The organism is Falsiroseomonas sp. RANM36 (assembly GCF_056682175.1).
The window spans coordinates 9,090-20,966 of sequence record NZ_JBWXTD010000002.1 but is presented as its reverse complement, the minus strand read 5'-3'; the positions used below and the strand labels follow the sequence as shown (position 1 = coordinate 20,966).

At 71.3% G+C, this 11,877-nt stretch carries 11 protein-coding genes; 8 read left to right on the top strand and 3 right to left on the bottom strand.

All coding sequences use genetic code 11. From position 1 onward, the window contains the following. Positions 1-97: 97 nt before the first annotated feature. From AC1MIR_RS00940 to AC1MIR_RS00925, 4 genes are all read left to right on the top strand, one after another. The gene (locus AC1MIR_RS00940) at positions 98-1,084 is read left to right on the top strand and encodes an ABC transporter ATP-binding protein (protein WP_480026314.1); all 987 of its coding nucleotides are present in this window, start codon (positions 98-100) and stop codon (positions 1,082-1,084) included. Next, on the top strand, positions 1,081-2,055 hold the full coding sequence (locus AC1MIR_RS00935) for an ABC transporter ATP-binding protein (RefSeq protein WP_480026313.1): 975 nt from the start codon (positions 1,081-1,083) through the stop codon (positions 2,053-2,055). The genes AC1MIR_RS00940 and AC1MIR_RS00935 overlap by 4 nt, the downstream gene beginning before the upstream one ends. A 93-nt stretch (positions 2,056-2,148) precedes the next feature. Next, positions 2,149-2,640: a pyridoxamine 5'-phosphate oxidase family protein gene (locus tag AC1MIR_RS00930; RefSeq protein WP_480026312.1), complete on the top strand. Its 492-nt coding sequence runs from the start codon at positions 2,149-2,151 to the stop codon at positions 2,638-2,640. Beyond that, positions 2,637-2,768 carry a hypothetical protein gene (locus AC1MIR_RS00925; RefSeq protein ID WP_480026311.1) on the top strand — a complete coding sequence of 44 codons (132 nt, stop codon included), beginning with the start codon at positions 2,637-2,639 and terminating at the stop codon, positions 2,766-2,768. Before AC1MIR_RS00930 ends, AC1MIR_RS00925 begins: the two co-directional genes overlap by 4 nt. A gap of 174 nt (positions 2,769-2,942) precedes the next feature. Here AC1MIR_RS00925 and AC1MIR_RS00920 read toward each other — a convergent pair whose 3' ends face one another. Genes AC1MIR_RS00920 through AC1MIR_RS00910 form a run of 3 tightly spaced genes read right to left on the bottom strand, consistent with a single transcriptional unit; the run spans position 2,943 to position 6,902 of the window. Further along, positions 2,943-3,974: an amino acid ABC transporter substrate-binding protein gene (locus tag AC1MIR_RS00920; protein WP_480026310.1), complete on the bottom strand. Its 1,032-nt coding sequence runs from the start codon at positions 3,972-3,974 to the stop codon at positions 2,943-2,945. Further along, on the bottom strand, positions 3,971-5,881 hold the full coding sequence (locus tag AC1MIR_RS00915; RefSeq protein WP_480026309.1) for a TRAP transporter permease: 1,911 nt from the start codon (positions 5,879-5,881) through the stop codon (positions 3,971-3,973). Before AC1MIR_RS00915 ends, AC1MIR_RS00920 begins: the two co-directional genes overlap by 4 nt. Positions 5,882-5,906: 25 nt before the next feature. After that, entirely contained in the window at positions 5,907-6,902 is a 996-nt protein-coding gene (locus AC1MIR_RS00910) for a TAXI family TRAP transporter solute-binding subunit (RefSeq protein WP_480026308.1), read from the bottom strand. A 180-nt stretch (positions 6,903-7,082) separates the two neighbouring features. On the opposite strand from AC1MIR_RS00910, the gene AC1MIR_RS00905 reads away from it, so the two are divergent. From AC1MIR_RS00905 to AC1MIR_RS00890, 4 genes are all read left to right on the top strand, one after another. Then, the gene (locus tag AC1MIR_RS00905) at positions 7,083-8,666 is read left to right on the top strand and encodes an ABC transporter substrate-binding protein (RefSeq protein ID WP_480026307.1); all 1,584 of its coding nucleotides are present in this window, start codon (positions 7,083-7,085) and stop codon (positions 8,664-8,666) included. A gap of 185 nt (positions 8,667-8,851) precedes the next feature. Beyond that, a complete protein-coding gene (locus tag AC1MIR_RS00900; protein ID WP_480026306.1) occupies positions 8,852-9,295 on the top strand; it encodes a CBS domain-containing protein in 444 nt (147 codons plus the stop codon). Positions 9,296-9,427: 132 nt separating this feature from the next. After that, positions 9,428-9,826, top strand: coding sequence for a CBS domain-containing protein (locus AC1MIR_RS00895; RefSeq protein WP_480026305.1), 399 nt, complete (start codon positions 9,428-9,430; stop codon positions 9,824-9,826). Between the two features lie 367 nt (positions 9,827-10,193). Next, positions 10,194-11,846, top strand: a complete 1,653-nt coding sequence (locus tag AC1MIR_RS00890) for a hypothetical protein (RefSeq protein ID WP_480026304.1) — start codon at positions 10,194-10,196, stop codon at positions 11,844-11,846. The last annotated feature ends 31 nt before the right edge of the window (positions 11,847-11,877 follow it).

Below are 11,877 nucleotides of genomic sequence, written 5' to 3'. Positions count from 1 at the left end.
GGGGGGGCGGCGGCGCCGCCGGGGGGCGCCGCGGCCGTGGCGGGGGGCGGCCGCGGCGCCGCGGGCGGGCGGGGGGGCCCGGCTTGGGGGATCGCGGATGACCGGCCGCCTGCTCAACATCCAGGGCCTCAAGGTCCACTTCAAGACGGACGATGGCTGGGTGCATGCCGTGGATGGCGTGGATCTCAGCCTCGACGCGGGCGAGACGCTCTCCGTCGTCGGCGAATCCGGCTCGGGCAAGACCGTCACGGCCAAGACGATCCTGAAGCTGATCGACATGCCGCCCGGCAGGATCATGGACGGCAGCATCCTCTGGCAGGGCGAGGACCTGGTGCCGGCGCCGCCCGAACGGATGCGCGACATCCGGTCGAAGGAGATCGGCTTCATCTTCCAGGAGCCGATGACATCGCTGAACCCGGTCTACACCGTGGGCGAGCAGATCGCGGAGACGGTGCGCCAGCACCAGCGCGTCTCCCGCAGGGCGGCGATGGAGCGCGCGGCGGAGATGCTCTCGCTGGTTCACATCCCGAACGCCTCGCGCCGCGTGCATGACTATCCGCACCAGTTCTCGGGCGGCATGCGCCAGCGCGTGATGATCGCCATGGCGCTGTCCTGCGACCCGAAGCTGATCATCGCGGACGAGCCCACCACCGCGCTCGACGTGACGATCCAGGCGCAGATCCTCGACCTGCTGAACGAGATGAAGGAGCGGCTCGGCATGGCCGTGCTGCTCATCACCCACGCGATGGGCGTGGTCGCGGAGACGGCGCAGCGGGTGATCGTGATGTATGCCGGCCAGGTGGTCGAGGAGGCGCCGGTGGAGGCGCTGTTCGACCGGCCGCTGCATCCCTACACGCAGGGGCTGATCCGCTCGATCCCGCGCCTGGATCTCGCCGCCACCGAGCATCGCCGGCTGGAGGCGATCCCGGGCACGGTGCCGAGCCTGCTCTCCCCGCCGCAGGGCTGCCGCTTCGCCGCGCGCTGCGGGTTTGCCATCGAGGCCTGCCGCGCCGCGCCGCCGCCGCTGCGCGAGATCGCGCCGGGCCGCAAGGTGGCCTGCATCCGCGCCGAGGCCATCGCATGAACCGCCCGCTGCTGCGCGTGGACAATCTGGTGAAGCGCTTCCCGGTGAAGGGCGGCGTCCTGCGCCGCACGGTGGCCGAGGTGCATGCCGTCTCGGGCGTCAGCTTCGATCTCGCGCCGGGCGAGACGCTCGGCCTCGTCGGCGAATCCGGCTGCGGCAAGTCCACGACGGGGCGGCTGATCCTGCGCCTGATCGAGCCGACGGAGGGCACGATCTGGTTCGAGGGGCAGGACATCACGCGCTTCGACCAGCAGCAGATGATCGCGCTCAGGCGCGACATGCAGATCATCTTCCAGGACCCCTACGCCTCGCTCAATCCGCGCATGACGGTGGGCGCCATCATCGCCGAGGCGCTGGTGATCCACGGCCTGGCGAAGACCGCGCGCGAGCGCGAGGACCGCGTGGTGGAGCTGCTGGAGACGGTCGGGCTCAACGCCGACCACATGCGCCGCTTCCCGCACGAGTTCAGCGGCGGGCAGCGCCAGCGCATCGGCATCGCGCGCGCGCTGGCGGTCTCGCCCAAGCTGATCGTGTGCGACGAGCCGGTCTCCGCGCTGGATGTCTCGATCCAGGCGCAGGTGGTGAACCTGCTCGAGGATCTGCAGGAGAAATTCGGGCTCACCTTCATCTTCATCGCCCACGACCTCTCGGTGGTGGAGCACATCAGCGACCGCGTCGCGGTGATGTATCTCGGGCGGATGGTGGAGATCGCCTCGGCGCGGGAGCTCTACACCACGCCGCTGCATCCCTACACGGAAGCGCTGCTCTCCGCCGTGCCGATCCCCGACCCCAAGCTGAAGCGCGCGCGCATCCGGCTGCAGGGGGACGTGCCGAACCCGCTGAACCCGCCCCCGGGCTGCCATTTCCACACGCGCTGCCCGATCGCCGATGCCGGCATCTGCCGCACCGAGGCCCCGCCGCTGCGCGAGGCGCGGCCGGGCCACTGGGTGTCCTGCCACAAGCGGGGATGAGCGCGGCGGCGATGCCGTATCCGTGAGCGACGGCGCCGCAACCGCGCCTCGCCTGGCCGGTTCTCTCCGACACGAGAGAGGAGAAGCCGGGCCATGCCGACCGAGGCCGAGATGGAGCGCCGTTTCTGGAAGGCGCTGCGCGACGACATGACGATGATGCTGGGCGTGCCCGGGACGGCGGCGCTGCGGCCGATGACCGCGCAGAACGAGGTGGACCGAGGGCCGGTCTGGTTCTTCACCTCGACCGAGACGGGGCTGGCCGATATCGGTGCTCAGGCCACCGCGCTCGCCACCTTCGCCGCCAAGGGGCATGACCTGTTCGCGCGCCTCGAGGGCCGCCTGTGGCGCGAGCACGACCGCGCGGTGCTTGACCGGCTCTGGAACCCCTTCGTCGCTGCCTGGTATGAGGGCGGCAAGGACGATCCGAAGCTGCTCCTGCTGCGCCTGGAAGCGGACCACGCCGAGGTGTGGCTGAACGAATCCAGCCTGTTCGCCGGCATACGCCTGATGCTCGGCATGGATCCGAAGGAGAGCTATCGCGATGCCGTCGCGACCATCGCGCTCGACAGGGGCCGCGCGGCATGAGCGACGACAATTCCAGGCGCACCGTCGCGGTCCGGCAGGGGATCGCGTCCGGCGTGCTCCGCTACATGCTGGTCGGCGGGTTGGCCCTGGTGCTGATCGGCCTCGTCATCGCCTTCGTCGTGGCGTGAGGCGCAGCATGTCCGGCACGGCGGGCGCGCGGCGGCGCGGCGAACAGGCGAAGGGCGCGCCCGATACCGGGCGCGCCGTGACAGAGGAGGTGCTGGAGGCCGGCCTGCCGCCCGACCAGCGGCGCGCGGGCCTTCCCGACCGACCGCCGGCGCCGCGCCCGGAGACGGCGCCGCTTACCGAACCGGCGGCGCATACATCAGCCCGCCGCGCGTCCAGAGGTCGTTGAGCCCGCGCGAGAGGCCGATCGGCGTGTTGCGGCCGAGGTGGCGTTCGAAGATCTCGCCGTAGTTGCCGACCGCCTTGATGGCGTTGTAGGCCCAGCGCCGGTCGAGGCCCATGAACGGTCCGTGCTCCCCGCTGACGCCGAGCAGGCGGCGGATCTCCGGCCGCTGGCTGTTCAGCATCTCGTCCACATTGGCCTGGGTGACGCCGAGTTCCTCCGCCTCGATCAGCGCGAAGATCGTCCAGCGCACGATGTCGAACCACTGGTCGTCGCCATGGCGCACCGCCGGGCTCAGCGGCTCCTTCGAGATGATGTCGGGCAGCACGACATGGTCCTGCGGCTGCGGCAGCGCGCTGCGGATGCCGGCGAGCTGGGACGCGTCGGTGGAGAAGGCGTCGCAGCGGCCGCTGACATAGGCGAGCCGCGTCTCGTCGTTCTGCTCGAACACCACGGGGCGGATGTTGAGACGGTTGGAGCGCGCCCAGTCCGCCAGGTTCAGCTCGTTGGTGGTGCCGGAGGTGACGCAGATGGAGGCGCCGTCGAGCTGGTTCGCCCGCGTCACGCCGGAACTGCGCCGCACCAGGAAGCCCTGGCCGTCATAGAAGGTGACGGCGGTGAAGTTCAGGCCGTTGGTGGTGTCGCGCGACTGGGTCCAGGTGGTGGTGCGCGGCAGCAGGTCGATCTGGCCGGCCTGCAGCGCCGGCAGGCGGGCGGCCGAGGTCAGCACGGTGAAGCGCGTCTTGGACGGGTCGCCAAAGATCGCCGCGGCGACGGCGCGGCAGGTGTCGGCCTCGAGCCCCTGGTAGACGCCGCGGCTGTCGGTGACGCCGAAGCCCGGCGCGCCGGGATGCGCGCCGCAATCCACCACGCCCTTGGCGCGCGTGGCGGAGAGCGTCGGGCCGGCGGGCGCCATGGTCTGCGCCGCGGCGGGCAGCACCAGCGCAAGCGCCGCGAAGGTAGCGATCAGGCTGCTTCGGATCATTTCTTCCCTCCCTGTCCGGCGGGCGCAGCACGGCCGCCCGCCACTTGGATCGCCACGACGGCGACGAGCACCGAGGCGCCGACCAGCAGGCGCGTCAGGTCGCTGACCCCATGCGCGAAGGCTGTCGTCAGCCCCGCCGCCAGCATCGCCGCGCGGAAGGGCAGGCCAAGCGGCGCCAGCAGGTAGCCGGCATAGCCCGCGGTGATCAGCGTCAGCGCGGCAAGCTGGATCGCCACGGCGAGCAGGATCGCGCCGGCATCGCCGCGCAGCATGATGCCGGGGTCGTAGATGAAGGCGAAGCCCACCGTGAAGCCGGCAACGCCGTAGCGCGAGGCGTGCAGCGCCGTCAGCAGCGGGGATGTCCTGGCGATGGCCGCGGCGGCGAAGGCGGCGGCGGCCACCGGCGGCGTCGCATCCGCGATCACCGCGAAGTAGAAGACGAACAGATGCGCCTGCAGCGGGTCCACGCCGATGGCGCGGCCGAGCTCCAGCACCTGCGGCACGCCGATCGCGGCGGCGATGATGTAGGCCGGCGTGGTCGGCACGCCCATCCCCAGAACCAGCACGGTCAGCGCCAGCAGCGTCAGCAGCAGCGGCAGGGATCCGCCGGAAAGCTGCTTGATGATGCCGCCGAAGGCCACGACCATCCCCGTGGCGGTCAGCGCCGAGACCACGATGCCCGCGCCCGCGATGGTGACGGCGAGCGGCGCCATGGTGAAGCCGGCCTGCGCCAGCGCGCGGAACACCTCGCGCGGGCCCATGCGCGTGCGTGCGCGCAGCAGCGCGATCGCGACCATGGCGATGGTGGAGCAGAAGGCGGCGAAGTTGCCCGACCAGCGCTCCATCATCAGCCAGACCAGCAGCGCGATCGGGATCACCAGATGGGCGTCGGCCAGCACCTCGCGCCAGGCGGGGATGTCCTTCAGCGGCATCGGCGCCAGGCCCATCCGCCGCGCCTCGAAATGCACCGCGGCGAGGATGGCGAAGTAGTACAGCACCGCGCCCAGCGCGGCGGCGACGATGATCTGGCCGTAGGGAATGTTGGTGATCTCGGCCATCACGAAGGCGGCCGCGCCCATCACCGGCGGCATCAGCAGCCCGCCCACGCTCGCCGCGCTCTCGATCCCGCCGGCGCTGGCCGGGCGGTAGCCGGTGCGGATCATCAGCGGGATGGTCATCGAGCCCGTGGTGATGACGTTGGAGACGCTGCTGCCGCTCATGGTCCCGAACAGGCCGGAGGTGACGACCGCGACCTTCGCCGGCCCGCCGGAATAGCGCCCCGCCACCGCCGCGCCGAAGTTCGAGAACAGCCGCCCCGTGCCGGACGCCTGCATGAAGGACCCGAACAGCACGAAGACCGCGATGATGGTGGCGACGATGCCGGTCAGCGGGCCGTAGACGCCGCCCGCGGTCGGCACCAGCCACGCGGCCTCGACGATCTCCTCCGGCGTGAAGGGGCGCGCGTTCAGCACGCCGGGCAGCAGGTAGCCCCACTGCATGTAGGCGAGCGAGAGGGCGACCATGATCGCGAGCCCCGGCTCCACCGCGCGCCGGATCGCCTCCAGCAGCGTGACGATGCAGAGGATGCCGAGCGCCATCATCGTGGGCGTGAAGGGGTCCACGTATTCCATGCGGTCCGCGACCGCCATCCAGTTCCACATCACCCAGGCATGCGGGATGGCGGCGGCGACGGCCCAGCCCCAGTCGAGAAGGGTGGGGCGCGGCGTGGGCGCGGATTTCCGCGCGGGGTAGAGCAGGAAGAGCAGCGGCGTGAAGACAAGCAGGTGAAAGCCGCGCATCTGGATCGGCTCGGGGAAGCCGAAGCCGCCGAAATAGAGATGGACCGCGGCGGCGGCCGCGGCCCAGCCCCAGCAGAGCGCCTTCAGCGGGCCCTGGAGATCGCGCAAGGTCCGGCTTGCCCTGCCTCCGGCCTCAGGCGGCCGGCATCACCCCGGCCTCGCGGAAGGCGCGCGCGGCACCCGGATGCAGCGGCAGGCCCTGGTAGCGCCAGGCCTTGGCCGGGTCGAAGGCGGCCATGCTGGCATGGATGGAGGCCAGGCGCTGGCCGCGGTTGCGGATCAGCGTGCGCGTGATGCCATAGGCGACGTCCTCGGGTACCGACTTGTGGACCATGATCACGCTGTCCATCGTCGTCACGGTCAGCGGGCCGGACTGCAGCGTGGGATAGGTGCCGGCAGGCAGCACGCCCTCGTTGTAGGCGTAGGTGTCGATCAGGTGCTTGCGGATGTCGTCGGGGAAGCCGACGAGCTGCGCCGGCCGGCGGCCCTGGCCGAGCTCCGTCAGCAGGGCCGCCGGTTTGGCGAGCGCGGCGTAGAGATAGTCCACCTGGCCGTCGGCGAAGGCGCCGCCGATGTCGCTGTAGCTGCCGTTCAGGTAGCGCCCGCCGCCGCTGCGGATCTCGTCGGGCGAGCTGCCGAGGAACTTCAGGATCCGCTGCAGGGTCATCTCGTCGGTCGAGGAGCGCTGCGGTGCGGCGATCTTCAGGCCGCGCTGCGTGAGGATGGCGCGCATGTCGCTCGGGCCGTCGGCCTTGCGCAGCAGGTTGTGCTCGGTCGGGCTGTAGCCGGTGCCGAGGCTCTGCAGGTCCTCATGCTTGCGGTTGTACGGATCCTCGCCCTTGGCCGCGGCCGCGGCGAAGGCGTCGATGCCCCAGCCGATCGGCGACTGGTTGTTGTTGACGCGCGTGGAATTGGCGAGACCGCCGCCGGGCACGACGCGGATGCGGATGTTCGGGTTCTCCTCCGCGATCAGCGAGGAAAGGCCGGCGGCCATGGTGTACCAGCCGCCGCCGACCGAGCCCGCGACCCATTCGAAGGTCTGCTGCGCGCGCGCGGTGCGGACCGCGGGCAGCGAAAGGGCGGCGGCGGCGGCGAGCAGCGCGGCGCGACGCGTGGCGAAAATGGACATCTGGCTTCTCCCAACCTTCCCGTCCGCGGGATCATGCGGGTCAGGCGCGGCCGGCGTCCATCCGGGGAAAGATGGAGATTCCGCAATGTCGTCGCCGGCGCCCGGCGCCAACCATCGCGGGTTGCGCCGGCAGCGCGGCACGCGCCATGCTGGCGCGCCTTCAGACCGCCGAGGATACCGATGCGCCGCCGCACCCTGCTCTCCGGCCTCGCCGCCGCCGCCGCCTCCCCCTCCATGCCTTCGCTGGCACAGGGCAGCGCGGCGACCACGCTGCGCTACATGCCGCAGGCCGACGTCACCGCCGTGGACCCGATGAGCACCACCAGCTACGGCGTGCGCAACCACGGCCACATGTGCTGGGACACGCTCTACGGGCCGGACGAGAACTTCGTGATGCGCCCGCAGCTCTGCGAGGGGCACACGGTCGAGGATGACGGGCTGCGCTGGGTGTTCACCCTGCGGGAGGGCATCCGCTTCCACGACAACGAGCCGATCCGCGCGCAGGACGCCATCGCCTCCATCGCGCGCTGGTCGGGGCGCGACACCCTCGGCCAGACGCTGCGCGACCGGACGGCGGAGATGCGCGCGCTGGACGACCGGCGCTTCGAGATCCGGCTGAAGCAGAAATTCGGCCCGATGCTGGATGCGCTCGGCAAGCCCTCTTCCTATCCCTGCTTCGTCTACCCCGAGCGCTTCGCCCAGGTGGACCCGGCGCGGCCCTTCACCGAGGTCGTCGGCTCGGGCCCCTATCGCTGGGTGGCGGCGGAGCGGCTGTCGGGCGCGCGCGCGGTCTATCAACGCTTCGCCGGCTATGTGCCGAACCCGCGGCCGCCGAGCCTCTGGGGCGGCGCGAAGATCGCGCATTTCGAGCGCGTGGTGTTCAACTGGATCCCCGATGCCGGCACGGTCGCCGCGGCGCTGCAGGCCGGCGAGATCGACATGTACGAGCAGGTGGCGCCGGACCTGCGCGACGTGCTGAGCCGCCATCGCGACATCGTCGTGCAGCGCGTGGATGTCGGCGGCACCGTGGCGCATCTGCGCTTCAATCAGCTGCACCCGCCCTTCGACAATCCGGCCGTCCGGCGCGCGCTGCTGCATTCGATCAGCCAGGCCGACTTCATGAGCTCGATCATGGGGACCGACCGGAACCGCTGGGCGGACCGCATCGGCGCCTTCCCCACCTCCTCCCCGCTGGCCAATGACGAGGGGATCGAGGTGCTGACCGGCCCGCGCAGCGTGGAGCGCGCCCAGGCGGCGCTGCGCGCGGCGGGCTATGGCGGCGAGCGCGTGGTGGTGCTGCACCCGACCGACGTGGTCAACAACAACACCATGACCACGGTGCTGACCGACGTGCTGAAGCGCAGCGGCCTGAATGCGGAGAGCGCGAACAGCGACTGGGCGACCGTGCTGCAGCGCCGCGCCCGGCGGGAGCCCATCGCCCAGGGCGGCTGGAGCGCGCTGATCGTGCTGTTCGGCGGCATCGACCTCGGCAATCCCGGCCAGCACCCGCTGCTGCGCGCCAACGGCCAGCAGGCCTGGTTCGGCTGGCCGACCAGCGAGCGGCTGGAGGCGCTGCGCGAGGAATGGCTGGAGGCGCCCGACCTCGATGCGCAGAAGGCGATCGCGCGGCGCATCCAGGCCGCGCTGTGGCAGGACCTGCCCTATATCCCGCTCGGCCAGTATTTCGTGGATGCGGCGTGGCGGCGCGACATCACCGGCCACCAGAAGGGCATGACCACGCCGATCAACCTGCGCCGCGCCTGAGGCGGCGCCACGCGCGGCGGCGGTGCGCCCGGCCCGCCGCGCGTGACGGAGAATTAACGGCCCGATTCGCGCTTTGGCGTTGCCCGGGCAGGCCATGCGGGCCTAGAGCCGGCGTCTGAGGAAGGCCGCCAGGGCCGCAATACAGGTCCGTCGCGATCGCGCATCGCCGACAAAGGACCCACGCCATGACCATTGCCGCTGTGCTCAAGCAGAAGGGCAACGCCGTCATCTCCGTCGCGCCGGACCGGCCGATGACGGAGGTCGCGCAGATCATCGCGCAGCGCCGGATCGGCGCGGTGATGGTGCTGGACGAGCGCGGCGCCGTGCTCGGCATCGTCTCCGAACGCGACATCGTGCGCGCCCTCGCCACGCGCGCAGGCGGCATCGAAGGGCTTCGGGCGGAGGATCTGATGACGCGCGAAGTCGTCATGATCGGGCCGCAGACGCCGGTGGACGCGGCGCTGCGGATCATGGACGAGCATTACTTCCGCCACCTGCCGGTGGTGGACGCGACCGGGTCGCTGCTCGGGTTGGTCAGCGTGCGCGACCTGGTGCGCCACCGCATCGCGCAGCAGGACCAGGCGGTGGAGAGCCTGACCCACTACGTCACACGCAGCTACATGCACTGACGGCGGCCGACTGGGCCCGCGACAAAAACCTTCCAACCCGGTGACAGAACCATTGCAGGTCTCGCCGGCGTGCTGATATGCAGAGTGGCGTTGGGGAGCGCTGAGCCAAGACACGGCAGGGAGTCAGCCTCCATGAGCGTTAGCGTCCCCACGGGCGTCGCGGTCGCCACCGCGCCCCCGACAGGCCACATCTTCACCATCACTCCCGAGGAACCGGCGGCCGAGGCTGCGCGGCTGATCGCCGCGAGCCGCATGGGCGCGGTGCCCGTGCAGGACCGCTCCGGCCGCGTGGTCGGCCTGGTGAGCGAGCATGACATCGTCCGCGTGGTGGCCAATCGCGCGATGGGCCTGCGCGGCCTGGCGGTGGCGGAGGTGATGTCGCAGGACAGCTTCGCGATCGGGCCGGAGACGCCTGCCGACACGGCGCTGGCGCTGATGCAGCAGCGCGGCCTGCGCCACATGCCGCTCTGCGCCTCCGATGGCCGCCTGATCGGCGTCATCGGCCTCGGAGACCTTGTCGGCGGCCGCTAGAGCGGTTTCACCGCATGCGCATGCGGCGAAACCTCTGCAGCCTTTTGCCTTGACGCATTTTCCGAGTCGCCACGCGATTCCGCTTGGTTTGAAAATGCTCGAGCACCGGCGGCCACGACGCGGCACGGCCAGCGTGCGCCTTGACCATATGATAATGTAAACAATGGTTTGGGCGCCCTCGTCACGCGGATTTAATCGCATCCCGAATTGACCGGCTGGGTCCTGCCCCCCTTACATTCGGGCGGTCGCAGGCAGCCCATGCCGGCTGCCTCGCTCGCAGGGGGAGGCAGCGTGCATGGGAGGCAGGATAACAGGCCGGGCAGCGCATGCCGGCAGCAATCGGCGGAGCGGCGCGGCCCGCGGCGCGGTGTGCGCCGCACTTGCCGTCGCCGGCTTCGGCGTGTCGGCGCTGGGCTGGCGGCAACCGGCCGAGGCCGGGGCGCTGCTGCAGTGGACCACGGTGGTGAACAACGCCGATGCCGTCCCCGGCAGCAGCCGCAACTTCAACAGCTACAACCCGCCTTCGGTGAACAACGCCGCGCTGGTGGTGTTCCGCGCGTGCACCAGCGGCGGCCAGACACAGGGCGACCCGATCACCGGCGTCTTCTCGCGCGACATGGCGACGGCCGGGCCGATCGGCACCATCGCTGAGCGCAACCAGGTCGTGCCGCCGCCGAACAACACCGGCGCCACCTTCAACGAGTTTCCCGCCTTCGCGCGGATCGACGCGCGCTCCGGCATGGCGGCGACGCGCGGCCAGTCGCAGCCGGTCTGGGAGGTGACGGACCCGACCACCGGCGACCCCATCACCCGCGTCGGCACCGCCGGCATCTACGCCACGCCGAATGGCGGCCCGCTGGTCACTGGCATGAGCGGCGTCGGCGCCGTGCCCGGCTTCGCGCAGTTCCAGGTGCCGCCCGATGCCGTCGGCGCCGCGGGCGTGAAGTTCGACCAGTTCCCCGGCGCGCCCTCGCCCTTCGACGGGCAGTTCGTGGCCTACAAGGGCAACTACACCGCCCCCGGCGGCGAGGCCCAGACCGGCGTGTTCTACCGCGACACGCTGGGCGCGGGCGGGTCGGTGACGGTCGCGCATTCCGGGCAGGCGCTGCCCAGTGGCGGCGGCGTCTTCGGCTCCACCGCGCCGCCGAGCGCGGCCAACGGCCAGATCGTGTTCACCGGCCTCGACAACGAGGAGACGCCGACGGCCGGCGGCATCTACCACGCGCGGGTCGGCCAGCCGGGGCTGAACACGCTGGTCTCCTTCGGCCAGGTGATCGCCGGCGTCACCGACGCGAACGGGCTGAACCGGATCGGCGAGGCGCTGTCCTTCGACGGCCGCCGCGTCGCCTTCTGGGGCGCCTGGGGCACGGCGACGCGGACCGTGACGCTGACCTGCCCGACCGAAGGCCAGGCGGCGGTCATCGCCGCCTGCAACGAACAGGCCGCCGAGGACGGCTCGGATGACGGCAAGATCGACGTCCAGGTGCCGGTGAACCAGGGCATCTTCCAGGTGGATGCGCAGACCGGGGCCATCAGCCTGGTCGCGCGCACCGGCGGCGCGTTCGAGGATTTCCTGTTCTGGACCTTCTCCGGCCGGCCACCCGGCGTCGGCGGCGGCGATGGCGGGGAGGAGTTCGAGGAGCCGCGCTGGCGCTCCACGGCGTTCATCGCCGCGGATGGCAGCCGCACCGTCTTCAAGGCCTCCGAGGGGGAGACCAATCCGTTCGGCCTCTATCTCGATCGCGGCCTGGCCTTCGCGCCGCAGACGATACTGGATTCGACGATGCTGGGCGAGCTGCTCGACAGCGCGGCGACGGGGCTGCCGATCACCGCGCTGGCGCTCGAGCGCGACGGCTTCCGCAACGGGCGGCTCGCGATCGCGGCCAGCATGGCGAATGAGGAGGCGAACTGGGCCGGCGTATATCTGACGCGGGTCCCGGTGCCGGAGCCCGGCGCGCTCGGGCTCTTCGCCGGCGCGCTGGCACTGCCCGGCGCGGCGCGGCGCCGCCGCGCGCGGTGACGCCCGGGGCACGAAGGCATCCCCTTCGTGC

Excerpts from the sequence above, each read along its gene's own strand:
- AC1MIR_RS00920 (WP_480026310.1), bottom strand. The coding sequence starts at position 3,974 with ATGATCCGAAGCAGCCTGATCGCTACCTTCGCGGCGCTTGCGCTGGTG.
- AC1MIR_RS00910 (WP_480026308.1), bottom strand. The coding sequence starts at position 6,902 with ATGTCCATTTTCGCCACGCGTCGCGCCGCGCTGCTCGCCGCCGCCGCC.
- AC1MIR_RS00925 (WP_480026311.1), top strand. The coding sequence starts at position 2,637 with ATGAGCGACGACAATTCCAGGCGCACCGTCGCGGTCCGGCAGGGGATC.
- AC1MIR_RS00935 (WP_480026313.1), top strand. The coding sequence starts at position 1,081 with ATGAACCGCCCGCTGCTGCGCGTGGACAATCTGGTGAAGCGCTTCCCG.
- AC1MIR_RS00900 (WP_480026306.1), top strand. The coding sequence starts at position 8,852 with ATGACCATTGCCGCTGTGCTCAAGCAGAAGGGCAACGCCGTCATCTCC.
- AC1MIR_RS00930 (WP_480026312.1), top strand. The coding sequence starts at position 2,149 with ATGCCGACCGAGGCCGAGATGGAGCGCCGTTTCTGGAAGGCGCTGCGC.
- AC1MIR_RS00895 (WP_480026305.1), top strand. The coding sequence starts at position 9,428 with ATGAGCGTTAGCGTCCCCACGGGCGTCGCGGTCGCCACCGCGCCCCCG.
- AC1MIR_RS00905 (WP_480026307.1), top strand. The coding sequence starts at position 7,083 with ATGCGCCGCCGCACCCTGCTCTCCGGCCTCGCCGCCGCCGCCGCCTCC.
- AC1MIR_RS00940 (WP_480026314.1), top strand. The coding sequence starts at position 98 with ATGACCGGCCGCCTGCTCAACATCCAGGGCCTCAAGGTCCACTTCAAG.